Origin of the sequence: Kitasatospora sp. NPDC005751 (genome assembly GCF_040630835.1) — a bacterium.
GTDB lineage: Bacteria > Actinomycetota > Actinomycetes > Streptomycetales > Streptomycetaceae > Kitasatospora.
In genome coordinates this window covers 1-22,809 of record NZ_JBEXYC010000022.1, presented here as the reverse complement: position 1 = coordinate 22,809, position 22,809 = coordinate 1, and the positions used below count along the sequence as shown (strand labels likewise).

The window sequence follows — 22,809 nt, the reverse complement described above, 5'->3', positions numbered from 1 at the left end:
CTCACATGCCCGCGATCAGCTTCTCCACTCGCTCGTCCACCGAACGGAACGGGTCCTTGCAGAGCACCGTCCGCTGGGCCTGGTCGTTCAGCTTCAGGTGCACCCAGTCGACCGTGAAGTCCCGGCGCTGCTCCTGCGCCCGGCGGATGAAGTCGCCGCGCAGCCGGGCCCGGGTGGTCTGCGGCGGCACGGACTTGGCCTCGAAGGTCTTGAGGTCGGTGGTCATCCGCTTCGCCTGGCCCTTGCCCTGGAGCAGGTAGAACAGGCCGCGCCGACGGTGGATGTCGTGGTACGCGAGGTCGATCTGGGCCACCCGCGGGTTGGACATGCTCATCTGGTGCTTCTCGCGGTAGCGCTCGATGAGCTTGTACTTCATGATCCAGTCGATCTCGGTGGCCACCCCGTCCAGCCGGTCGGTGCGGATCGCCTCCAGGGTGCGGCCCCAGAGGTCCAGCACCAGGGCGATGGTGCCGGTGTTGATGCCCTTGCGGTCGGCGAACTCCAGCGCCTTGCTGTAGTACTCCTCCTGGATGTCCAGCGCGCTGGCCTCCCGGCCGTTGGCGAGCCGGACCTGGTGGGTGCCGGTGAGGTCGTGGCTGACCTCGCGGATCGCCCGGATCGGGTTCTCCAGGGTGAGGTCGCGCATCACCACGCCGGCCTCGATCAGCCGGAGCACCAGGTCGGTGGCGCCGACCTTGAGCAGCGTGGTGGTCTCGGACATGTTGGAGTCGCCGACGATGACGTGCAGCCGGCGGTAGCGCTCGGCGTCGGCGTGCGGCTCGTCGCGGGTGTTGATGATCGGGCGGGAGCGGGTGGTCGCGGAGCTGACGCCCTCCCAGATGTGCTCGGCGCGCTGGCTGACGCAGAACACCGCGCCGCGCGGGGTCTGCAGCACCTTGCCGGCGCCGCAGATCAGCTGGCGGGTCACCAGGAACGGGATCAGTACGTCGGCCAGCCGGGAGAACTCGCCGTGCCGGGCCACCAGGTAGTTCTCGTGGCAGCCGTAGGAGTTTCCGGCCGAGTCGGTGTTGTTCTTGAACAGGTAGACGTCCCCCGCGATGCCCTCCTCGTGCAGCCGCCGTTCGGCGTCCACCAGCAGCCCTTCGAGGATGCGCTCGCCCGCCTTGTCGTGCGTCACCAGCTCGACGACGTCGTCGCACTCGGGAGTGGCGTACTCGGGGTGGGAGCCCACGTCGAGGTAGAGGCGGGCTCCGTTGCGCAGGAACACGTTGCTGCTGCGGCCCCAGGAGACAACGCGGCGGAAGAGGTAGCGCGCCACCTCGTCCGGTGACAGCCGTCGCTGACCCCGGAACGTGCAGGTGACGCCGTACTCGTTCTCCAGCCCGAAAATTCGACGGTCCATGGCACCTTCTCTCGAAGGAATCACCGGTTTCGGCCGGTGCGCGGATCGGGATCCTGAACTCTGCGGCTCGGGCCGCAGCTGGCCTTGTAGGCCGATCCCCTGCTTCGGCAACGGGCAGGGCTCGTCCGGGGGCGCCGGCCGTCAGGTCGGCGTGGAGCCCCACGGTCTCGACCGCTGGGGAGGAGTCACGAGGCGTCCGTTCTCTGCGTGGGCCACCGGAGGGGGCCCGTACGGCGGCGGGTGACGGCCGCCGTACGGGACTCCTCCGCACTGCTAGTCGGACTGGTCCGGCACGTCCGGCACGTCCGACGCGTCCGCCCGGTCGGCCGGCGGCTTGGCCGCCGGCTTGGCCGCCGGCTTCTCGTCCTCGTCCGCCTCGGCGGACTCGTCTCCGTCGAGCAGCCGGGCGAGCTGGCCACCCAGGATGCGCTTGAACTTGCGCTGCTGGAAGCGCTGGCGGTCCAGGACCGCCACCTCCAGCTGCTCGGGGGTCATGGTCCGCGGGGAGCCGCCGTTCGGGTCCCGGGCGAGCGAGTCCACCGCGACCTTGATCGCGTCGGTCAGGGACAGCCCGCTGCGGTGCCGCTGGCCCAGGTAGTTGCCGATCGAGTCGGCGTTGCCGCCGACCACCACGTAGTTCTTCTCGTCGACGACCGAGCCGTCCGGGGTGAGCCGGTAGATCTGGTCCTCGTCCGGGGTGCGGCCGACCTCGGCCACGATCAGCTCGACCTCGTACGGCTTCTCGCCGACCGAGGAGAAGATGGTGCCGAGCGTCTGGGCGTAGACGTTGGCCAGGCCCCGGGCGGTGACGTCGGCCCGGTCGTAGGAGTAGCCGCGCAGGTCGGCGTAGCGGACGCCGCCGATCCGCAGGTTCTCGAACTCGTTGTAGCGGCCGACCGCCGCGAAGGCGATCTTGTCGTAGATCTCGGAGACCTTGTGGAGCGCCCGCGAGGTGTTCTCCGCGACGAAGACGATGCCGTCGGCGTAGGTGAGCACGACCACGCTGCGACCACGCGCGATGCCCTTGCGGGCGTACTCCGCGCGGTCCGCCATGGCCTGCTGGGGCGAGACGTAGAACGGTGTCGACACCGGCGGTCGTCCCTTCCTTGGTAGGTGTGGCTAGAGCAGCGGGGCCTGCGGGCCGTTGGGGCGGATCAGGCGCTCGTCGGTGATCGAGACGGCGATCGCGGAGACCTCGGCCTCGGTGAGCCGGCGGAAGCCGTCCTCGGTGATCAGCGAGACGATCGGGAAGATCTTCCGGGCGAGGTCCGGACCGCCGGTGGCGGAGTCGTCGTCGGCCGCGTCGTAGAGCGCCTGGACGACCAGGGTGGCGGCCTGCTCGGCGGTCAGGTCCGCGCGGTAGAGCTTCTTCATCGAGCCGCGGGCGAACACCGAGCCGGAGCCGGTGGCGGCGAACCCGCGCTCCTCGGAGCGGCCGCCGGTGACGTCGTAGGTGAAGATCCGGCCGCGACCGAGGTCGAGGTCGTAACCGGCGAAGAGCGGGACGACCGCGAGGCCCTGCATCGCCATGCCGAGGTTGCCCCGGATCATGGTGGTGAGGCGGTTGGCCTTGCCCTCCAGCGAGAGCACGGTGCCCTCGATCTTCTCGTAGTGCTCCAGCTCCAGCTGGAACAGCCGGACCATCTCGACGGCGAGGCCGGCGGTGCCGGCGATGCCCACCGCGCTGTACTCGTCGGCCGGGAAGACCTTCTCGATGTCACGCTGGGCGATCACGTTGCCCATGGTCGCCCGGCGGTCACCGGCGATGACCACACCGCCGTCGAACACCGCCGCGACGATCGTCGTCCCGTGCGGGGCCTCGACGACCGCTCCCATGGGCAGCTCGCGGCGCCCGGGAATCAGCTCCGGCTGGTGGTCGGCCAGGAAGTCGAGGAACGACGAGGACCCCGGGGTCAGGAAGGCAGCCGGTAGACGCCCGGTGCCACGAGTGTTGGCTTCCACACGATTCCTTCCAGGTAGCTTGAAGCGCACGCTGCCCGCACCCTACCCGCCGACGATCACCGTCCATGCGTGGTGGGCCGGACCGGGGCGGACGGGCGGCCGTTGCCGCCCGTCCGCCCTCGGCGGTCGCGACCGTGAATTCCCTGAATGCCCGAACGGGGCTACTCGCCGCCCTTTTGCACGAATTGGCGTACAAAATCCTCGGCATTCGACTCGAGGACCTCGTCGATTTCGTCGAGAACCGCGTCGACGTCGTCGCCGAGCTTTTCCTGGCGCTCCTTGAGGTCGTCGGAATTCTGCGCTTCCGCGGCCTGCTCCTCGACCTCCTCGGAGGAGCGGTTCGCCCGCTGCTGGCCGCCGTCGGTGTCCTTGCTCGCCATTTCCCTCACCCCGCTCGATCTGTCTGGCACGGTTTGGTCGCTGCTTGCTGCACCGACCCTATACACAGGGCGCGGCTACCGCTTCCGGTTTGCCGTGGCGCTTCCTGTCCAACACCCGCTGTCACCCCGGATGATTCCCATTCGGCGGACGTTCACCCGTGGTGATCGAAAAGTTACCCGCCGGCCAGCACCCGGAGCAGGTCCTCGGCCGTGCGGCAGCGGTCCAGCAGCTCCTTGACGTGGTTGCGGGTGCCGCGCAGCGGCTCCAGCGTCGGGACCCGCTGGAGCGAGTCGCGGCCGGGCAGGTCGAAGATCACCGAGTCCCACGAGGCGGCTGCCACGTGGTCCGCGTACTGCTCCAGACAGCGCCCGCGGAAATAGGCCCTGGTGTCCTCCGGAGGCTTGGAGACGGCCCGCTCGACCTCCTCGTCGGTCAGCAGCCGCTCGAACCGCCCACGGGCCACCAGGCGGTTGTAGAGGCCCTTCTCGGGCCGTACGTCGCTGTACTGCAGGTCGACCAGGTGCAGCCGGGAGTTGTCCCACTCCAGCGCGTCGCGGCTGCGGTAGCCCTCCAGGATCTCCCGCTTGGCGATCCAGTCCAGCTGCCGGGAGAGCGACATCGGATCGCGCTCCAGCCGCCCCAGCACGTCCTCCCAGCGCGCCAGGACGTCCACCGTCTGCTCGTCGGCGTCGGTGCCGAAGCGGTCCTCGACGTACTTGCGGGCCAGCTCGAAGTACTCCAGCTGGAGCTGGACGGCGGTGAGCCGGCGCCCGTTGCGCAGCGTGATGAGGTGCTTCAGCGACGGGTCGTGGGAGATCCGGTGCAGGGTGCGCACCGGCTGGTCGACGGCGAGGTCGGCGGCGATGAAGGAGTCCTCGATCATCGCCAGTACCAGGGAGGTGGTCCCGAGCTTGAGGTAGGTGGAGATCTCGGAGAGGTTGGCGTCCCCGATGATCACGTGCAGCCGGCGGTACTTCTCGGCGTCGGCGTGCGGTTCGTCGCGGGTGTTGATGATCGGCCGCTTGAGCGTCGTCTCCAGGCCGACCTCGACCTCGAAGTAGTCGGCGCGCTGGCTGATCTGGAAGCCGTTCGCCGAGCCGTCCTGGCCGATGCCGACGCGGCCGGCGCCGGTGACCACCTGGCGGGAGACGAAGAACGGGGTGAGGTGGCGGACGATGTCGGCGAACGGCGTCGCCCGCTTCATCAGGTAGTTCTCGTGGGTGCCGTAGGAGGCGCCCTTGTTGTCGGTGTTGTTCTTGTACAGGTGGATCGTCTGCCCGTTGGGCAGTTCCAGGGCGCGCTGGGCGGCGGCCGCCATGACCCGCTCGCCGGCCTTGTCCCAGAGCACGGCGTCGCGCGGGTTGGTCACCTCGGGCGAGCTGTACTCGGGGTGCGCGTGGTCCACGTAGAACCGCGCGCCGTTGGTGAGGATGATGTTCGCGAGGCCGATGTCCTCGTCGGTCAGCTGGCTGGCGTCCGCCACGTCGCGCGCGAGGTCGAAGCCCCGGGCGTCGCGCAGCGGATTCTCCTCCTCGAAGTCCCAACGGGCCCGCCGTGCCCGGTGCATCGCCGCCGCGTACGCGTTGACGATCTGGGACGAGGTGAGCATGGCGTTGGCGTTGGGGTGCCCGGGTACGGAGATCCCGTACTCGGTCTCGATGCCCATCACGCGCCGTACGGTCATGCGGCCCTCCTTGCCCGGTGTACCGCCCCCCACGGGCGGAACACGCTGACGTACCGCTGAACAACACCGACGCGGGCCGTGTGCCCGCGAACGGTGGGTCGAGCCTAGAACGCGGCACCGACAGGCGGGCCCCGAGACGCGCCGTCCGGCTGCGGGGCCGCGAGGCGCCACAGCCGGACGGGGTGCGTGCTGGTCCGGGGTCCGCTGCCGGCGGCCCGGAGTGGTGCGGTTACAGGTACTGCCCGGTGTTGGCGACGGTGTCGATGGAGCGGCCGGACTCGGCGCCCTGCTTGCCGGTGACGAGCGTGCGGATGAAGACGATCCGCTCGCCCTTCTTGCCGGAGATCCGGGCCCAGTCGTCCGGGTTGGTGGTGTTGGGCAGGTCCTCGTTCTCCTTGAACTCGTCCACGCAGGCGGCGAGCAGGTGGGAGACGCGCAGACCGCGCTGGCCGTGGTCGAGGAAGTCCTTGATGGCCATCTTCTTCGCACGGTCGACGATGTTCTGGATCATCGCGCCGGAGTTGAAGTCCTTGAAGTACAGGACCTCCTTGTCACCGTTGGCGTAGGTGACCTCCAGGAAGCGGTTCTCCTCGGTCTCGGTGTACATCCGCTCGACGACCGCCTGGATCATCGCCACCACGGTGGCCTCGACGGAGCCGTCGTGCTCCTTGAGGTCGTCCGGGTGGAACGGCAGCGAGCCCTTGAGGTACTTGGAGAAGATGTCCTTCGCGGCCTCGGCGTCCGGGCGCTCGATCTTGATCTTGACGTCCAGGCGGCCGGGCCGCAGGATCGCCGGGTCGATCATGTCCTCGCGGTTCGAGGCGCCGATGACGATGACGTTCTCCAGGCCCTCCACGCCGTCGATCTCGGCGAGGAGCTGGGGGACGATGGTGTTCTCCACGTCCGAGCTGACGCCCGAACCGCGGGTGCGGAAGAGCGACTCCATCTCGTCGAAGAAGACGATGACGGGGGTGCCCTCGCTCGCCTTCTCCCGGGCCCGCTGGAAGACCAGGCGGATCTGCCGCTCGGTCTCGCCGACGTACTTGTTGAGGAGCTCGGGACCCTTGATGTTGAGGAAGTAGCTCTTGCCCTGGGGCCGGCCGGTGACCTCGGCGACCTTCTTGGCGAGCGAGTTGGCCACCGCCTTGGCGATCAGCGTCTTGCCGCAGCCGGGCGGGCCGTAGAGCAGGACGCCCTTGGGCGGGCGCAGCTCGTACTCCTTGAAGAGCTCGGCGTGCAGGTAGGGCAGCTCGACCGCGTCGCGGATCTGCTCGATCTGGTTGCTGAGGCCGCCGATCTGGCGGTAGTCGATGTCGGGGACCTCTTCGAGGACGAGCTCCTCGACCTCGGACTTGGGCACGACCTCGTAGACGTAGCCCGAGCGGGGTTCGAGCAGCAGGGCGTCCCCCGCCCGGATGGTGAGCTCGCGCAGCGGTTCGGCGAGGCGCACCACCCGCTCCTCGTCGGTGTGGCCGATGACCAGGGCGCGTTCGCCGTCCTCCAGGACCTCCTTGAGGGTGACGATGTCGCCGATGCGCTCGAAGGCCATCGCGTCCACGATGTTGAGGGCCTCGTTGAGCATCACCTCCTGGCCGCGCCGCAGCTCGTCGAGGTCGACGTTGGGGCTGACGTTCACGCGGAGCTTGCGCCCCCCGGTGAAGATGTCGGCGGTGCCGTCCTCGTTCTGGCTGAGGAAGGTGCCGAATCCGGCCGGGGGCTGTGCCAGCCGGTCCACTTCCTCCTTGAGGGCCACGATCTGGTCGCGGGCCTCTCGCAGGGTGGAGGCGAGCCGTTCGTTCTGGGCGGACACGCCGGCCAGGTTGGTCTGGAGCTCGACGATCCGCTCTTCGAGGATTCTCGAATTGCGCGGCGAGTCGGCGAGCTTGCGGCGCAGCACGGCGATTTCCTGCTCAAGGTACGAGACCTGAGCGGCCTCGTCGGAACCACGAGCGGGCCGGCCGGTGCTGCGGTTGTAGTCGTCATCGTGGGCTGCCACGGTCCTCACCTCCTCCGGGGAGCTGGACGCTTCCAGACCCTACCTGGGACCAGGGGTCCGTAAACCCCTAGATCAAGAAAGATGGAACGGGCGTGTCCGATCTTCGCCCTCGCGTGCTTCCCCTCTGCTTAGGGGATACCCAGCGCGCACCACCCAAAGCCGACCAGATGTATCGTCGAACGAGTCGATATCCGATCGCGACCGAGGGTCGCGGTCAGATCGTTGTACGAATGGCGGGATTGCCTCCCAATTGGGGGCGACCCGGGACAGAAACGGCAGGGGACCATGTCGGTGACCGAAGAGGCGACGGCCGGCGAAGCGCTGGAGGTGTGGATCGACCAGGATCTGTGCACCGGCGACGGCATCTGCGCGCAGTACGCGCCCGAGGTCTTCGAGCTGGACATCGACGGCCTCGCCTATGTGAAGGGCTCGGACGACGAGTTGCGCCAGCAGCCCGGCGAGACCGTGCCGGTGCCGCTGACGCTGCTTCAGGACGTGGTGGACTCGGTGAAGGACTGCCCGGGCGACTGCATCCACGTGCGCCGGGTCTCCGACCGGGCCGAGGTCTACGGCCCGGACGCCGAGTAGCCCCGGCCGGCGGGCCCTGAGCCCGGCGGGCACCCGCCCCGAGGCGACCGCGATCCCGCCCCGAGCCGAAGGGGCGCGCCGGTGCCGAAAGGGAGAAGCGAGGACGCCCCGAGGAACGAGGGGCGTTGGAGCGCCGACCGTCGGCACCGGGCCGAAGCGCCCCGGAGGCGAGCGGGCGAGGACACAGCCCCGGAGGCGAGCGGGCGAATGGCAGTCAGGCCTGCGCCAGTGGAGCGGTGGTCTGGGAGCGGTCCCAGCCGGCGTCCTTGCGCGTCCAGGTGAGGTCGAGTGAGATGTCCGGGCTGAACCGCGGCACGTCGTCGCCGGAGTACCCCTGCGCGTGGCCGGTGATGGTGCCGTCGCTGCGCAGGCCGAGCCTTCCGACGGTGAGGTTCTCGCGCTCGGAGAGCAGGGTGGCCACCACGACGGGCCGGCCGTCGGGGCCGGGGCCGAGCAGGTAGACGGCGTCCGGCGGGGTGCCGTTCTCGGCCGCGCAGTGCGCGGCGGCGACGGTACCGGGCCGGCCGTCGCCGAGGTCGGCGGCGAAACTGACGGATATCTTGACCGGGAACGGGCCGCAGTCCAGCGGGAGTTCGGCCTTGGCCGGATCGGGCGCGGCGGCGGCCGGGAGGGCCTTCACGGTGGGGCGGGCCGGTTTCGGCGTCCCGGTGGCCGGATCCGCGGCGAGCACGGTGGCCACCACGGCGGCGCAGCCGCCGATCGCGAGGGCCCAGTGCCAGGGGGCCGATCGGGCGTGTCCGGGCCCGCTGCGGGCCTGCGGTGTCTGCTGCTCAACCCTCGCCGTGACCGCGGTCTCCACCAGGCGTCCCCTCCAGTGGGTCGGTGTGAGCGAGCATCGTCCCACACCGGCCTGGACGGGGGGTGGCGCGGGTGCGGGGGTAGCACGAAGGGGTGGTACGCGGGCGCGAAACCCGCGGTACCACCCCTGGTGGACGTACCGTCAGCCGAGCTGCTCCGGCTGCTCGACGTCGCCGGTGCGGGCGGCGGCCCGGGCGGCGGCGCGCTCCTGCAGGCTCGGCTCGGCCGAGCCGTTGTCGTAGTCCTCGCCGTACGCGCCCTTGGCCGGGCGGCGGCGGCGCAGCGGCGGCTCGACGCCGTCGGCGAGGCGGCGGGAGGTGAGCAGGAAGCCGGTGTGCCCGATCATCCGGTGGTCCGGGCGGACGGCCAGGCCCTCCAGGTGCCAGGTGCGGACCATGGTCTCCCAGGCCTGCGGCTCGGTGAAGGTGCCGTGCTCGCGCAGCGCCTCGACGGTCTTCGACATCTGCGTGGTGGTGGCCACGTAGCAGCAGATGAGGCCGCCGGGGACGAGCGCCTTGGAGGCGACGTCCAGGCACTCCCAGGGGGCCAGCATGTCGAGGATGACGCGGTCGACGTCGGACTCCACCAGGTTGTCCTGGAGGTCGCCGACGGTGAGCTTCCACGCCGGGTGGGGCCCGCCGAAGTAGCGCTCGACGTTGCTCTGGGCGATGTCGGCGAAGTCCTGCCGGCGCTCGTAGGAGGCCAGCATGCCGGTGTCGCCGACGGCGCGCAGCAGGTAGGTGGAGAGCGCGCCGGAGCCGACGCCGGCCTCGACCACGCGGGCGCCGGCGAAGATGTCGGCCATGGCGAGGATCTGCCCGGCGTCCTTCGGGTAGATCACGGCGGCGCCGCGCGGCATGGACAGGACGTAGTCGGGGAGCAGGGGGCGCAGCGCGAGGTACGGGACGTTCCCCGTGGTGCGCACGACCGTGCCCTCGGGGGCGCCGATCAGCTCGTCGTGCGGGAACGCACCCTTGTGGGTGTGGAACTGGTTCCCGGCCTGGAGCGTGAACGTGTAGTGGCGGCCCTTCGGGTCGGTCAGCTGGACCTGGTCCCCGACCTGGAAGGGCCCGCGTCGGCGGGTGGCACCGGTCGGTTCGGACATGCGGACAATCCTAAGGGAAGCAGGCGCTCCGCCCGACCACGATGATCACCGGCCGGCGATCGCGGCGGTCAGCCGCCGCTCGATGTCGCTGAGCGTGGCGACGCCGTAGACCCGGCCGTCGGCCTCCACCACCAGGTACTCGGTGGCCGGGTGGGCCCGCAGGGCGCGCAGCAGGTCCTCGCCGGCGAGTTCGACGGGCAGCCGCAGGCCCGGTTCGAGGTCGCGGGCCAGTGCGCCGACGGCGATCCAGGGGCGGCGGTGCTCGGGGACCTCGCGGACCTGGGACTCGCGGACCAGGCCGATCGGGTCGCCGCGGCCGTCGACCACGACGACGGCGCCGGCCTGCTGCTCGCGGACCCGGCGCAGCGCCTCGCCCAGCGGGGTGTCCGCGCTGACCTCGACGCCCCGGCGGACGAGGTCGCGCAGCCGCAGGTCGGGCAGCACCTCCTTGAGCCGGGCCTGCTGCACGCCGGCGCCGGCGCCGTTCCAGATGATCACGGCCAGGACGGCGGCCAGCACGGCGTCGATCAGGGTGTCGGTGGTGGTCCGGTCGGCGCCGCGGGCGGCGCCGAGCAGCGGCAGGCCGATCAGGACGGCGACGGCCAGCACGCGGCCGGCCCAGGCGGCGGCGACGGTGCCGGTCATCGGCCGGCCGGTGACGGCCCAGACGACGGCGCGCAGCATCCGTCCGCCGTCCAGCGGGAGGCCGGGCAGCAGGTTGAAGGCGGCGACGACGAGGTTGGAGACCATCAGGCCGGTGAGCAGCACCCCGGGGACGCTGGAGAGCTCGACGGCCTGGACGGCGAGGTAGAAGACGCCGCCGAGGAGCAGCGAGAGCAGCGGACCGACGAAGGCCAGCCAGAACTCCCGCCAGGGGCTCTCGGCCTCCTTCTCGATCTCGGAGACGCCGCCGAGGAACTGCAGCCGGATGCGGCGGACCCCGAGCCGGTAGCGGAGCGCGACCACGGTGTGGGCGAGCTCGTGGATCAGGACGGAGCCGTAGAACGCCACCGCGAAGAAGAACGCGACCAGGTAGCGGTTGGCGCCGAGCCCGGGCAGGACGTTCTCCAGCTGGCCGCCGAAGACCCAGGTGATCAGCGCGGCGATGACGAACCAGGAGGGGGTGACGTAGACGGGTACGCCGAAGGGCCGGCCCATCAGGATGCCGTTGCGGCCCTCCGGCTCCTCGGGCGGCCGGGGACCGGGCCGGGAGTCGCCGTCCTGCGGGGGCCGGTCGGAGGTCTGACGCCCCCTGCTGTCGCTCACCGTGATCCCTTCGGTCGGTTCACTGTCGTGCGCCGTGCGCCGGTGCGCCCACGCTACGTGATCAGGGCCGGGTACCGTCGCGCGCCCCTCTCGCAGGGTTCATACCCACTGGGAGGCCGGTGTGGCAGCACCGTGGCAGCGGGATGACAGCTCAGGGCAATAGGGTCGGGGTATGCAGCAGACCGACACCAGCAGCGCCGTCGTGGCCCCGGCGCGTCCACCGGCGCCGCCGACCGGCCTGTCCCCGTCCCGCGCGGGGGACTTCCTGACCTGCCCGCTGCTGTACCGGCTCCGGGTGATCGACAAGCTGCCGGAGCCCCCGAGCGCGGCGGCGACCCGGGGCACCCTGGTGCACGCGGTGCTGGAGCGGCTGTTCGACAGCCCGGCGGCCGACCGGACGCCGGAGCGGGCCCTGGGGCTGCTGCGGCCGCAGTGGGAGCGGCTGCTGGGCGAGCGCCCGGAGCTGGTCTCGCTGTTCCCGGAGGACCCGGACGGCGCGGCGCTGACCCGCTGGCTGGCGGACGCCGAGAAGCTCGTCGAGCGCTGGTTCCGGCTGGAGGACCCGACCCGGCTGCATCCGGTGGAGCGGGAGCTCTACGTGGAGACGGCCCTGGAGTCGGGGCTGCTGCTGCGCGGCTACATCGACCGGGTCGACGTCGCGCCCACCGGTGAGGTGCGGCTGGTGGACTACAAGACCGGCCGGGCGCCCTCGCGGGACTTCGAGGGCAAGGCGATGTTCCAGATGAAGTTCTACGCGCTGGTGGTGTGGCGGTGGAAGGGCGTGATCCCCAAGCGGCTGCAGCTGGTCTACCTCGGCGGGGGCGGGGACGTGGTCAGCTACGACCCGGACGAGGCCGACCTGCTCGCGGTGGAGCGCAAGCTGCAGGCGCTCTGGGAGCGGATCGGCGAGGCGGTGGCCACCGGCGACTTCCCCGCGACCCGCAACCGGCTCTGCGACTGGTGCGACCACCAGGCCAGTTGCCCGGAGTTCGGCGGCACTCCCCCGCCGTACCCGCTGCCGCTGGCGCTGCCGACGGCACGAACGTCTGACGAGGACGATCCCACGGGGGATCCGATGAGCAAGGAGTCCTAGGTGACGATCCGAGTGCTGCTGGTCGACGACCAGCCGCTGCTTCGCACCGGTTTCCGGATGATCCTGGAGGCCGAGGCCGACCTGGTGGTGGTCGGCGAGGCCGGCGACGGTCAGCAGGCGCTGGACCAGGTCCGGGCACTGCAGCCCGACGTGGTGCTGATGGACATCCGGATGCCCCGGATGGACGGCGTGGAGGCGACCCGCCGGATCGCCGGCCCGGGCCGCGACGGCCCGGCGAAGGTCCTGGTGCTGACCACCTTCGACCTCGACGAGTACGTGGTCGAGGCGCTGCGCGCGGGCGCCAGCGGCTTCCTGCTGAAGGACGTGCCGGCCGAGGAGCTGGTGCAGGCGATCCGGGTGGTCGCGGACGGCGCGGCGATGCTCGCGCCGAGCATCACCCGGCGGCTGCTGGACATGTACGCCACCAAGCTGCCCTCGGGCGAGGAGGCGCCGCCGCAGGCGCTGAACGCGCTGACCGAGCGTGAGCTGGAGGTGCTGAAGCTGGTGGCGCGCGGCCTGTCGAACGCGGAGATCGCGGCGGAGCTGTTCGTCAGCGAGACCACGGTGAAGACGCACGTCGGCCATGTGCTGACCAAGCTCCAGCTGCGGGACCGGGTCCAGGCCGCGGTCTACGCGTACGAGAGCGGGCTGGTGCGCCCCGGCGCGCTCTGAGCCCGGACCGGTCCGGACATGACGGTGGCCCGTCCGCTCCCCTTGCACCCTGGGGGGAGTGGACGGGCCACCGTGCTGAGGGTCACCCGGTGGAACGGGTCACTTGCCGAGCCGGCCGATCTCCCAGAAGCGGAAGAAGCCGGTGGTGTCCACGGTCGACTCCACGCCGGTGATGTTCGAACGCGAGGCGAAGAAGGCCTTGTTCTGGAACAGCGGGATCAGCGGCGCGTTGTCGGCGACGATGCCCTGGATCTGCGCGTAGGTGGCGGCGGCGGCGGCGCGGTCGGCCTGCTTGAGGCTCTCGGGCACCAGCTTCTGGCTGATCCGCGGGTCGTCCCAGCCGTGGTGGTAGGCCCCGCCCTCGACGATCAGCGGCGCGACGTAGTTGTCGGCGTCCGGGTAGTCGGCGAACCAACCGATGGTGTAGGCCTGGTACTTGCCCTCGACCCAGCCCTTCTTGTAGACGTCCCAGTCCGCCTCGTGCTGGACGGTCACCTGGAAGACGCCGCCGGCCTCCAGCTGCTTCTTCAGCGCGTCGGCCTCGGCGCCCTCGGCGCGCGAGCGCGACCAGGTGAGGTTCAGCTTGACCGGCATCGGGACCTTGGCCGCGGTGAGGATCGCCTTGGCCTTGGTGACGTCCTGGTCGCCGTACTTGTCGAAGAAGGCGGTGTTGTGGCCGGCGACACCGGCCGGGACCATCGAGTAGAGCGGCTGGACGGTGCGCGCGAAGACGTCGCGGGCGAGCGACTTGCGGTCGATCAGCTGGGCGGCGGCCTGCCGGACGGCGACGTTGCCGCCGGTCGCGTCCTTGGTGTTGAAGACCAGGTAGCGGGTGTCGTTGCTGTCGCCCTCGACGACCTGCAGGTCGCTCTTGCCGCCCTGCTGGTCGGACAGGACCTGGGCCGCGGTGTTGGGCTCCAGGCTGTTGTCGGCGAGGTCGATGTCGCCCTTGTCGAGCGCGGCCTTCAGCTCGGCCGGCTTGTCGAAGTACCGGAGGGTGAACTTCTTGTTCCGGAGCTTGGCGTCGCCGGTGTACTTGTCGTTCGGGGACAGCGCGACCTTGCCGGGGACCTTGGCGCCGCCCTCGATGGTCGTGGTCTCGATCGAGTCGATCTTGTACGGGCCGGAACCGACCAGCTTGTCGTTGGCGAGCAGCTTGTCGGCCGGGAAGACCTCCTGGTCGACGATGGCGCCCGCCGGGCCCGCGAGCTTCGCGGGGAGCGTCGCGTCCGGCGCCGAGAGGTGGAAGACCACCTCGGTGTCGCCCTTGGCCTCGACCGACTTGATCGACTCCAGCAGGCCCGCCGGGCCGCTCTGGTCGGCGATCTTCTTCGTCCGGTCGATGGAGAAGGCGACGTCGGCGGCGGTCAGCGCGTGGCCGTTGGAGAACTTCAGGCCGCCCTTGAGCGTGCAGTGGTACTGGGTGACGTCACCCGCGGTGAACTCGCAGGACTGCGCGGCGTCCGGGCCGGGGGTGCTGGAGGCGGCCGGGTAGGACAGCAGCGACTGGAAGGTGTTGCGCAGCAGCAGCCAGGAGCCGGCGTCGTACGCGCCGGCGGGGTCCAGCGTGTTGGTGACCGAGGTGGTCCCCATCGTGATCGCCTTGTCGCCGTCCCCCTTGACGGCGTCGGTGACCGAGCCGCAGCCGGCCACCGAGACGGCCACCAGGCCGGCGCAGCCGAGCACTGCCAGTCGTTCAGCTGAAGTCTTCACGGGTCGCGTCCTTCGGGTGCGGTCCGGCCGGGGGCCGGCGGCCCGCGCTCGGTTGATCCTCCGGGGTCGTGGAGGTCGTGCACGGACCGGGCGCCGTGCGACCGCGGGCAGGACGGGGTTGCCCGTCAGCGGCGATGGCAGGGCTCGGGGGTGGGGAACGAACTGGAGTAGCGTGCCATATCGAACAGACCCCACCGATACCCGTACAGGTGACAGTTGGGACACGAGGGGACGGTGTGGGCGCGACCATTCGACGAGTTGTCAGGCAATGCCCGTTTTCTCCCCGGGGTCTCGCCGTGAGCGGACGGGGCCGACCACGTACCGGGCGGTAAGCGGTCTCCGCAATGAGACGACAATCACACTCGCGAGGCGACGAGCGAGCGGAGCAGTTCAAGATCGACGCCCTCCAGCGAGGGCAGCACCAGCCGCCCGGGGGCCGGCTCGATCGGCGCCACCGACGGCACCGCGATCACCGGGCAGCCGGCCGCCTCCGCCGCGCGGACACCGGTCGGCGCGTCCTCCACCACCACGCAGCGGCCCGGCTCCGCCCCCAGTCGCCGCGCCGCCTCCAGGTACGGGTCCGGGTGCGGCTTGGTGCGCGGCACCTCGTCCCCGGCGACCGTGAAGGCGAAGTGGTGGGCGCCCAGCGACCGCAGCACGATGTCGATCACGTGCCGGTGCGAGGCGGACACCAGGGCGGTCGGAACGCCGTGCGCGGCAAGGGTGTTGAGCAGTCGCTCGGCGCCCGGCATGAGTGGCACGCCGCCGCCCAGCAGGTCCACGAAGCGCTGGTTGATCAGGACGGTCAGATCGGCCGGCGCGAGGTCCACGCCGGTGGCGGCCACCAGGTAGTCGATCACCCGGCTCATCGGGCCGCCGACCACGTGGGCGCGGTCGTTCTCGTCGAGCGTGTAGCCCAGCTCGGCGAAGAGCGAGGCCTCGGCCTGCCACCAGAGGTTCTCGGTGTCGACCAGCGTCCCGTCCATGTCCAGCAGCACCGCCTGGAGGCCCCGGCCGTCGCCGTGGTCGAGGGTCCGGGTGGCGGTGGAGATGGTGGTCATGGCGCGGGTCCTTCCGTCCGTGCCCCGGGGCGCTGCCCCTGGGGATGGCACAGGCCGGCCCGCTGGTGAGCGGACCGGCCCGTTCAGGATGATCCAGGATACGCCCCGCTCCGCCGAAAGGAACGAACGGTGCGCGACGCGGGGGTTACCGCGCGTTGAAGTACTTGGCCTCCGGGTGGTGGATCACGATCGCGTCCGTGGACTGCTCGGGGTGCAGCTGGAACTCCTCCGAGAGCACCACGCCGATCCGCTCGGGCCGCAGCAGCTCGGTGATCTTCGCGCGGTCCTCCAGCTCCGGGCAGGCCCCGTAGCCGAGCGAGAACCGGGCGCCCCGGTACTTCAGCGCGAACATGTCCTTGACGTCCTGCGGGTCCTCGCCGGAGAAGCCCAGCTCGAAGCGGACCCGGGCGTGCCAGAACTCGGCCAGCGCCTCGGCCAGCTGCACCGAGAGGCCGTGCAGCTCCAGGTAGTCGCGGTAGGAGTTGTTGGCGAACAGCTCGTTCGCCGCCTCGGAGATCCGGTTGCCCATGGTGACGACCTGGAGGCCCAGCACGTCCCGCTCACCCGACTCCTCCGGGCGGAAGAAGTCCGCCAGGCAGAGCCGGCGCCCGCGCCGCTGGCGCGGGAAGGTGAAGCGGGTCCGCTCGGTGCCGTCCTCGTTGTGGACGATCAGGTCGTCGCCCTTGGAGTTGGCCGGGTAGTAGCCGTAGACCACGGCCGGCTCCAGCCAGCCCTCGGTCTGCAGCCGGTCCAGCCACATCCGCAGCCGCGGCCGGCCCTCGGTCTCCACCAGCTCCTCGTACGAGGGGCCCTCCCCGGTGCGCGCGGCCTTCAGGCCCCACTGGCCCTTGAACAGCGCGTCCTCGTCCAGCCAGGAGGCGTAGTCGGCGAACGGCACGCCCTTGACGATCCGGTCGCCCCAGAACGGCGGCTCCGGCACGGTGTTGTCGACCGAGACGTCCGAGCGGACCTGGCCGAGGTTGACCTCCTCCGGCTCCTCGACCTCGACCCGGGCGTGCCGGCGCTGCTTGAGCTCCGGCAGGGCCGCCCCGGGCACGCCGCGCTTGACCGCGATCAGCGCGTCCATCAGCCGCAGGCCCTCGAAGGCGTCCCGGGCGTAGCGGACCTCGCCCTCGTAGATCTCGTGCAGGTCCTGCTCGACGTAGGCCCGGGTGAGCGCGGCGCCGCCGAGGATCACCGGGTAGTCGGCCGCCAGCTTGCGCTGGTTCAGCTCCTGCAGGTTCTCCTTCATGATCACGGTGGACTTCACCAGCAGGCCGGACATCCCGATGACGTCCGCCCGGTGCTCCTGGGCGGCGTCCAGGATCGCCGAGACCGGCTGCTTGATGCCCAGGTTGACCACGGTGTAGCCGTTGTTGGACAGGATGATGTCGACCAGGTTCTTGCCGATGTCGTGGACGTCGCCCTTGACGGTGGCCAGCACGATGGTGCCCTTGCCCTCGTCGTCGGACTTCTCCATGTGCGGCTCCAGGTGGGCCACCGCGGTCTTCATCACCTCGGCGGACTGGAGCACGAACGGCAGCTGCATCTGGCCGGAGCCGAACAGCTCGCCGACCACCTTCATGCCGGCCAGCAGCGTGCTGTTGACGATCTCCAGCGCCGGGCGCTGCGCCAGCGCCTCGTCCAGGTCGGCCTCCAGGCCGTTGCGCTCGCCGTCGATGATCCGGCGCTGCAGGCGCTCCTCCAGCGGCAGCGCCGCCAGCTCCTCCGCCTTGGACGCCCTCATCGAGGTCGAGGAGACGCCCTCGAACAGCTGGAGCAGCTTCTGCAGCGGGTCGTAGCCCTCGCTGCGGCGGTCGTAGACCAGGTCCAGGGCGACGTCGCGCTGGTCCTCCGGGATCCGGGCCATCGGCAGGATCTTCGAGGCGTGCACGATCGCGGAGTCCAGGCCCGCCTCGACGCACTCGTTCAGGAAGACCGAGTTGATCACCATCCGGGCCGCCGGGCTCAGCCCGAAGGAGATGTTGGACAGGCCCAGGGTGGTCTGCACGTCCGGGTGGCGGCGCTTGAGCTCGCGGATCGCCTCGATGGTCTCGATGCCGTCCCGGCGGGACTCCTCCTGGCCGGTGCCCAGGGTGAAGGCCAGGCAGTCGACCAGGATCGAGCCCTCGTCGATGCCGTACTCGGTGGTGAGCTGGGTGATCAGCCGCTCGGCGATGGCGACCTTGGTCTCGGCGGTGCGGGCCTGGCCGTCCTCGTCGATGGTGAGGGCGATCAGGCCGGCGCCGTGCTCGCGGGCCAGCGAGGCGATCCGGCCGAACCGGGTGTCCGGGCCGTCGCCGTCCTCGTAGTTGACCGAGTTGAGCACCGCGCGGCCGCCGAGCGCCTCCAGACCGGCCCGCAGGACCTCCGGCTCGGTGGAGTCCAGCACGATCGGCAGGGTCGAGGCGGTGGCCAGCCGGCCGGCCACCTCCTTCATGTCGGCGACGCCGTCGCGGCCGACGTAGTCCACGCAGAGGTCCAGCAGGTGGGAGCCGTCCCGGATCTGTTCGCGGGCGATCTCCACGCAGGCCTGCCAGTCACCGGCCAGCATCGAGTCGCGGAACTTCTTCGAGCCGTTGGCGTTGGTGCGCTCGCCGATCGCCAGGTAGGAGGTGTCCTGGCGGAACGGCACCGCCTGGTACAGCGAGGCGGCCGAGGGCTCCGGGCGCGGGGTGCGGGCGACCACCGGGCGGCCCTGGACGCGCTCGACCACCTGGCGCAGGTGCTCGGGCGTGGTGCCGCAGCAGCCGCCGACCAGCGAGAGGCCGTACTCCCGGGTGAAGACGTCGTGCGCCTCGGCCAGCTCGGCCGGGGACAGCGGGTAGTGGGCGCCGTCCTTGCCCAGCACCGGCAGGCCCGCGTTCGGCATGCAGGAGAGGCCGATCTTCGCGTTCTTGGCCAGGTAGCGCAGGTGCTCGCTCATCTCGGCCGGGCCGGTGGCGCAGTTCAGGCCGATGTAGTCGACGCCCAGCGGCTCCAGCGCGGCCAGCGCCGCGCCGATCTCCGAGCCGAGCAGCATGGTGCCGGTGGTCTCGACCGTCACCTGGACCAGGACCGGCAGGTCCAGCCCCGCCTCGGCGAGCGCGCGCTTGGAGCCGAGGATCGCGGCCTTGGTCTGCAGCAGGTCCTGGCTGGTCTCCACCAGCAGCGCGTCGGCGCCGCCGGCGATCAGGCCGGCCGCGTTCAGCTGGAAGCCGTCGCGCAGCACCTCGTACGGGGCGTGGCCGAGGGTGGGCAGCTTGGTGCCGGGGCCGATCGAGCCGAGCACCCAGCGGGTGCGGCCGTCGGTGAAGGAGTCGGCGGCTTCCCGGGCGATCCGGGCGCCCGCCTCGGACAGCTCGAAGATCCGCTCGGGGATGTCGTACTCGCCGAGCGCCGAGAAGTTGGCGCCGAAGGTGTTGGTCTCCACGCAGTCCACGCCGACCGCGAAGTACGCGTCGTGGACCGAGCGGACGATGTCGGGCCGGGTGATGTTGAGGACCTCGTTGCAGCCTTCCAGGTTCTGGAAGTCCTCCAGGCTCGGGTCCTGGGCCTGGAGCATGGTTCCCATCGCCCCGTCGGCCACCACCACCCTGGTGGCGAGCGACTCACGCAGCGCGTTCGCGCGGCTCTGCTGGGTGACGGACGGGTCGGCTGCAGTGGCCATGGGGCTTCTCCCTGGGTGCGACGGCTGTCGGCTTTGCACGCCCGCTGAATCGGGCACGCACGTCGCCAGGGTATCCGGCCGGTGGCATGGATCGGGTGACCATTTCGTATCCTGAGCACTCGCCGCGACGGGGGAGCGACTGCATGGCGGGTCGAAGCGCACGGGTACGACGGCTCGGACGGGCCCTGGGGGCGGCGCCACGGGCGCTGCGGACGCGCTGGCGGGGGTGGTCCCGTTGGCGCAGAGCCCTTGCCGTGACGCTGGTCGTCCTCGCCGTCGCGCTGCTGCCGATCGGCTCCGCGGCGCTCGCCCTGCGGCTCCAGTACGCCGGTGAGCCCTCCCCCGAGGCCCGGACCCGCGGCAAGGACGCGGTCTGGCTGGGCCATGCCTGGGTGGACGGCCGAAAGGGTGACGCCGATGTCGCCGACCTCGCCCGGCGGCTCGCCGGGACGGGCGTGCGCGACCTCTACGTCCACACCGGCCCGCTGGAGCACGACGGCTCGCTGCCGCCCGCCGTCCACCCCCGGGCCCGGTGGTTCACCGAGGCCGCGCACCGCGCGCTGCCCGGCATCCGGGTGCAGGGCTGGCTGGGCGACGAGGTCAAGCCCGAGAAGGACGCCCTGGACCTGGAGGACGCGCCCACCCGGGACCGGGTCACCGCCGCCGCCCGCCAGGTGCTGGACCTCGGCTTCGACGGGGTGCACTTCGACATGGAGCCGATCCGCCCCGGCTCGGCCGGCTGGCTCGCGCTGCTGGACCAGGTCCGCCCGGTGACCGCCGGCCGCGGCGCCCGGCTCTCGGTGGCCGCGCCGCAGATCGACCCGCTGCCCTTCCAGCACGACATCGCCATCGCGCTCACCGACCACGGCAAGTGGTGGGACCAGGCGTACTTCGCCGAGACCGCCCGCCGGGTCGACCAGATCGCGGTGATGACCTACGACTCCAGCATGCCGACCGCGTCGCTCTACGGGGGCTACAACGCCTACCAGACCGAGCTGGCCCTGGAGGCCACCCCCGAGGACGTGGACCTCCTGATGGGCCTGCCGTTCTACTGGGAGGACAAGTGGGGCCACTGGGGGCACGCCGAGACGGTGGACGCCGGCATCCGGGGCATCCGGCTCGGCCTCGGCCGGTACGACCTGCGGCGGGAGAACTTCGGCGTCGGGCTGTACGTGGACTTCGCCGCCACCGAGCAGAACTGGGCCGACTACCGGCGCGGCTGGGTCCGCTGAGGCGCCGCCGTCACGCCATCCGGTGCGCGAGGGCGCCCAGGTAGCGCCGGACGGTGGCGTCCTCGCCCAGCACGTAGTGCGAGACGGCGCGGTGGAGCGGCCGGTGGACCTCGCCGCGCTCGGTGACCGTCAGGCTGCAGCCCTGCCCGGCCGGCGTCAGCACGAGCGTCCAGGTGCCGCCGTAGGGCAGGTCCGGGTCCGCCACGCCGGTCACCAGCCGGTGCGGGGCCTCGCTCTCCAGCACCTCGTAGGTGGCGTGGCCGTGCGGGCCGTACTCGCGCCAGCGCGGCCGGCCGCCCGCGCCCTCCGGCAGCCGCTCGACGTGGGACAGGCCCGGGCGCCACGCCGGATAGAGGTCGACGTCGGTCACGACGTCCCACACCGCACCCGGCGGCTGGTCGAGCTCCAGCCCGCCCTCGGTCACGTGCTCCACCGGCAGGCGCCGGCCCGCCGCCAGGGCCGCCAGCACCACCGCGCCGGCCCCGGCGGCCGCCACCACGCCGATGCCGATCCACCACCGTCCGTCCATCCGCCCGGCTCCTCACGCCCTGTCCGGCCCCTTCCCCCATCATCGCGCCGCCCCGCCGCGCGGGCGCGCCACGACTCTGCGTCACCGCTCCGATACGATCCGTGCCCGATGGGCCGAGGCGGACCGCACCCGGCCACCGGACCCGCGAGAACCGCCGTGCTGCGCCACCCGCTCCCCGCCGCCCTGGCCGCCGTCCCGCTCCTGCTCTGCGCCGCGCCGGCCGCCGCCGCGCCCGCCGACGCCCCGCCCCGCTACGCCGCGCTGGGCGACTCCTACGCCGCCGGGGTCGGCGCGGGCGCGGGGCGGGAGTGGATCACCGGCATCGTGCTCCCCCGGCTCCGGGAGTCCTTCCACCCCATGCCCGAGGGGCAGTCCCTCGGCTACCTGCCGGCCGTCACCGCCGCGACCGGACCGCGCCGACCCCCCGGCGCCCGGCCGCCCCGCGGTCCTTTCCGGGGCGCCCGGGGCCCGGCGCGGCGATAACCGCTGGATCCCGGCGCCCCGCTCCCCCAGACTGTCCCGGTGCCCCGCCGGGAGGCGCATCAAAGCCCGTAGGCTGGGCAGGTAGGGAACCATGGAGCGAGGCGTTCCATGGGTGACGAGAGGTTCGACAGTCGGCAGCCGGACCGCCGGCGCCTCGGCAGGCCGGCCGGGGCGGGCACGTCCGACCGCCGACCGGAGGGAGACGCTGGGTGATCGAGCTGGAAGATGTTCCCGAGTTGATCGACCCGGTCATGGTCTGCGCCTTCGAGGGCTGGAACGACGCCGGGGACGCGGCCTCCGCGGCCCTGGCGCATCTGGACGACACCTGGGGCGGCAAGGTGTTCGCCGCCCTGGACGCCGAGGACTACTACGACTTCCAGGTCAACCGCCCCACGGTCTGGCTGGACGGCGGCATCCGCCGGATCACCTGGCCGACGACCCGGCTCTCGGTGGTCCGGGTGACGGAGCCCGCGACCCGGGACATCGTCCTGGTGCGCGGCATCGAGCCCAGCATGCGCTGGCGCTCGTTCTGCAACGAGCTGCTCGGCTTCGCGCACGAGCTGGGCATCGAGCTGGTGGTGATCCTCGGCGCGCTGCTCGGGGACACCCCGCACAGCCGTCCCGTCCCGGTCAGCGGGGTCACCTCCGACCCGGAGCTGGCCCAGCGGCTGGACCTGGAGGAGAGCCGCTACGAGGGCCCGACCGGGATCGTCGGGGTGCTCCAGGAGGCCTGCACGCACGCCGGGGTGCCCGCCGTGACGCTCTGGGCGGCGGTGCCGCACTACGTCGCGCAGCCGCCGAACCCCAAGGCCACGCTGGCGCTGATCAACAAGCTGGAGGACCTGCTGGACCTGCGGATCCCGCCGGGCGAGCTCGGTGAGGACTCCCGGGCCTGGCAGCTCGGCGTGGACCAGCTGGCCGCCGAGGACACCGAGGTGGCCGAGTACGTCCAGCAGCTGGAGGAGGCGCAGGACACCGCCGAGCTGCCGGAGGCCTCGGGCGACGCGATCGCCCGGGAGTTCGAGCGTTACCTGCGGCGGCGGGAGAACGTCGGCCCGGCCGGTGAGAAGCCGGTCGCCGGGCACGCCACGGCGGAGCGGCCGAGCGAGCCCGAGCCGCCGGCCGCGCGGGAGAGCCAGGACGGCAACGAGGAGGACTGACCCCGCGGCAGCGGGAACGCCGGAGGGCGCCGGGACCAGCTGGTCCCGGCGCC

Annotated in this window: 19 protein-coding genes; 6 read left to right on the top strand and 13 right to left on the bottom strand. The window is 71.5% G+C overall.

Going from position 1 to position 22,809, the window contains the following annotated elements:
• Position 1: 1 nt before the first annotated feature.
• The 6 genes from pafA to arc form a co-directional block, all read right to left on the bottom strand.
• On the bottom strand, positions 2 to 1,363 hold the full coding sequence (gene pafA, locus ABZ497_RS20645; protein ID WP_329486929.1) for a Pup--protein ligase: 1,362 nt from the start codon (positions 1,361 to 1,363) through the stop codon (positions 2 to 4).
• A gap of 273 nt (positions 1,364 to 1,636) precedes the next feature.
• A complete protein-coding gene (gene prcA, locus ABZ497_RS20640; RefSeq protein WP_359807203.1) occupies positions 1,637 to 2,452 on the bottom strand; it encodes a proteasome subunit alpha in 816 nt (271 codons plus the stop codon).
• Positions 2,453 to 2,482: 30 nt separating this feature from the next.
• Positions 2,483 to 3,325 (bottom strand): proteasome subunit beta, encoded by an 843-nt coding sequence (gene prcB / locus ABZ497_RS20635; RefSeq protein ID WP_329486931.1) that lies wholly within the window; start codon positions 3,323 to 3,325, stop codon positions 2,483 to 2,485.
• 161 nt (positions 3,326 to 3,486) lie between these two features.
• Positions 3,487 to 3,705, bottom strand: coding sequence for a ubiquitin-like protein Pup (locus tag ABZ497_RS20630; RefSeq protein WP_329486932.1), 219 nt, complete (start codon positions 3,703 to 3,705; stop codon positions 3,487 to 3,489).
• A gap of 173 nt (positions 3,706 to 3,878) precedes the next feature.
• Complete coding sequence (dop, locus tag ABZ497_RS20625; protein ID WP_359807198.1) at positions 3,879 to 5,390, bottom strand: depupylase/deamidase Dop; 1,512 nt, start codon at positions 5,388 to 5,390, stop codon at positions 3,879 to 3,881.
• A gap of 229 nt (positions 5,391 to 5,619) precedes the next feature.
• Positions 5,620 to 7,386 carry a proteasome ATPase gene (gene arc / locus ABZ497_RS20620; RefSeq protein WP_329486934.1) on the bottom strand — a complete coding sequence of 589 codons (1,767 nt, stop codon included), beginning with the start codon at positions 7,384 to 7,386 and terminating at the stop codon, positions 5,620 to 5,622.
• A gap of 285 nt (positions 7,387 to 7,671) precedes the next feature.
• On the opposite strand from arc, the gene ABZ497_RS20615 reads away from it, so the two are divergent.
• Positions 7,672 to 7,974 (top strand): ferredoxin, encoded by a 303-nt coding sequence (locus tag ABZ497_RS20615; protein WP_359807195.1) that lies wholly within the window; start codon positions 7,672 to 7,674, stop codon positions 7,972 to 7,974.
• A gap of 214 nt (positions 7,975 to 8,188) precedes the next feature.
• Here the strand turns inward: ABZ497_RS20615 and ABZ497_RS20610 are convergent, their stop codons facing one another.
• The 3 genes from ABZ497_RS20610 to ABZ497_RS20600 all read right to left on the bottom strand — a co-directional run bounded on the left by ABZ497_RS20610 (position 8,189) and on the right by ABZ497_RS20600 (position 11,164).
• Positions 8,189 to 8,794 (bottom strand): hypothetical protein, encoded by a 606-nt coding sequence (locus ABZ497_RS20610; protein WP_359807194.1) that lies wholly within the window; start codon positions 8,792 to 8,794, stop codon positions 8,189 to 8,191.
• A gap of 141 nt (positions 8,795 to 8,935) precedes the next feature.
• Positions 8,936 to 9,898, bottom strand: a complete 963-nt coding sequence (locus ABZ497_RS20605; protein ID WP_352290950.1) for a tRNA (adenine-N1)-methyltransferase — start codon at positions 9,896 to 9,898, stop codon at positions 8,936 to 8,938.
• Positions 9,899 to 9,943: 45 nt separating this feature from the next.
• On the bottom strand, positions 9,944 to 11,164 hold the full coding sequence (locus ABZ497_RS20600) for a site-2 protease family protein (protein ID WP_352290949.1): 1,221 nt from the start codon (positions 11,162 to 11,164) through the stop codon (positions 9,944 to 9,946).
• 172 nt (positions 11,165 to 11,336) lie between these two features.
• Between ABZ497_RS20600 and ABZ497_RS20595 the strand changes: the two genes are divergently transcribed.
• Together ABZ497_RS20595 and ABZ497_RS20590 are read left to right on the top strand one after the other, a co-directional pair.
• Entirely contained in the window at positions 11,337 to 12,257 is a 921-nt protein-coding gene (locus ABZ497_RS20595) for a RecB family exonuclease (RefSeq protein ID WP_352290948.1), read from the top strand.
• Positions 12,258 to 12,929 (top strand): response regulator transcription factor, encoded by a 672-nt coding sequence (locus tag ABZ497_RS20590; protein ID WP_329486940.1) that lies wholly within the window; start codon positions 12,258 to 12,260, stop codon positions 12,927 to 12,929. It abuts the gene before it with no gap.
• 99 nt (positions 12,930 to 13,028) lie between these two features.
• On the opposite strand, the gene ABZ497_RS20585 is transcribed toward ABZ497_RS20590, so the two are convergent.
• The 3 genes from ABZ497_RS20585 to metH form a co-directional block, all read right to left on the bottom strand.
• Positions 13,029 to 14,642 (bottom strand): ABC transporter substrate-binding protein, encoded by a 1,614-nt coding sequence (locus tag ABZ497_RS20585; RefSeq protein WP_329486941.1) that lies wholly within the window; start codon positions 14,640 to 14,642, stop codon positions 13,029 to 13,031.
• Between the two features lie 356 nt (positions 14,643 to 14,998).
• Positions 14,999 to 15,703 (bottom strand): HAD family phosphatase, encoded by a 705-nt coding sequence (locus ABZ497_RS20580; RefSeq protein ID WP_359807191.1) that lies wholly within the window; start codon positions 15,701 to 15,703, stop codon positions 14,999 to 15,001.
• Between the two features lie 145 nt (positions 15,704 to 15,848).
• Positions 15,849 to 19,352 (bottom strand): methionine synthase, encoded by a 3,504-nt coding sequence (metH, locus tag ABZ497_RS20575; RefSeq protein WP_329486943.1) that lies wholly within the window; start codon positions 19,350 to 19,352, stop codon positions 15,849 to 15,851.
• Positions 19,353 to 19,606: 254 nt separating this feature from the next.
• Between metH and ABZ497_RS20570 the strand changes: the two genes are divergently transcribed.
• On the top strand, positions 19,607 to 20,584 hold the full coding sequence (locus ABZ497_RS20570; RefSeq protein ID WP_359807189.1) for a hypothetical protein: 978 nt from the start codon (positions 19,607 to 19,609) through the stop codon (positions 20,582 to 20,584).
• A gap of 10 nt (positions 20,585 to 20,594) precedes the next feature.
• Here ABZ497_RS20570 and ABZ497_RS20565 read toward each other — a convergent pair whose 3' ends face one another.
• Positions 20,595 to 21,113: an SRPBCC family protein gene (locus tag ABZ497_RS20565; RefSeq protein WP_329486945.1), complete on the bottom strand. Its 519-nt coding sequence runs from the start codon at positions 21,111 to 21,113 to the stop codon at positions 20,595 to 20,597.
• A 108-nt stretch (positions 21,114 to 21,221) separates the two neighbouring features.
• Between ABZ497_RS20565 and ABZ497_RS20560 the strand changes: the two genes are divergently transcribed.
• Together ABZ497_RS20560 and ABZ497_RS20555 are read left to right on the top strand one after the other, a co-directional pair.
• Positions 21,222 to 21,596, top strand: coding sequence for a hypothetical protein (locus ABZ497_RS20560; RefSeq protein WP_359807188.1), 375 nt, complete (start codon positions 21,222 to 21,224; stop codon positions 21,594 to 21,596).
• A gap of 209 nt (positions 21,597 to 21,805) precedes the next feature.
• Entirely contained in the window at positions 21,806 to 22,756 is a 951-nt protein-coding gene (locus tag ABZ497_RS20555; RefSeq protein WP_329486947.1) for a PAC2 family protein, read from the top strand.
• Positions 22,757 to 22,809 lie beyond the last annotated feature (53 nt).

What these genes read in the sequence shown, in the direction of transcription:
- ABZ497_RS20560 (WP_359807188.1), top strand. Translation starts at nt 21,222, where the DNA reads ATGGGCCGAGGCGGACCGCACCCGGCCACCGGACCCGCGAGAACCGCC.
- ABZ497_RS20615 (WP_359807195.1), top strand. Translation starts at nt 7,672, where the DNA reads ATGTCGGTGACCGAAGAGGCGACGGCCGGCGAAGCGCTGGAGGTGTGG.
- ABZ497_RS20605 (WP_352290950.1), bottom strand. Translation starts at nt 9,898, where the DNA reads ATGTCCGAACCGACCGGTGCCACCCGCCGACGCGGGCCCTTCCAGGTC.
- ABZ497_RS20630 (WP_329486932.1), bottom strand. Translation starts at nt 3,705, where the DNA reads ATGGCGAGCAAGGACACCGACGGCGGCCAGCAGCGGGCGAACCGCTCC.
- dop (WP_359807198.1), bottom strand. Translation starts at nt 5,390, where the DNA reads ATGACCGTACGGCGCGTGATGGGCATCGAGACCGAGTACGGGATCTCC.
- ABZ497_RS20580 (WP_359807191.1), bottom strand. Translation starts at nt 15,703, where the DNA reads ATGACCACCATCTCCACCGCCACCCGGACCCTCGACCACGGCGACGGC.
- ABZ497_RS20595 (WP_352290948.1), top strand. Translation starts at nt 11,337, where the DNA reads ATGCAGCAGACCGACACCAGCAGCGCCGTCGTGGCCCCGGCGCGTCCA.
- metH (WP_329486943.1), bottom strand. Translation starts at nt 19,352, where the DNA reads ATGGCCACTGCAGCCGACCCGTCCGTCACCCAGCAGAGCCGCGCGAAC.
- pafA (WP_329486929.1), bottom strand. Translation starts at nt 1,363, where the DNA reads ATGGACCGTCGAATTTTCGGGCTGGAGAACGAGTACGGCGTCACCTGC.
- ABZ497_RS20565 (WP_329486945.1), bottom strand. Translation starts at nt 21,113, where the DNA reads ATGGACGGACGGTGGTGGATCGGCATCGGCGTGGTGGCGGCCGCCGGG.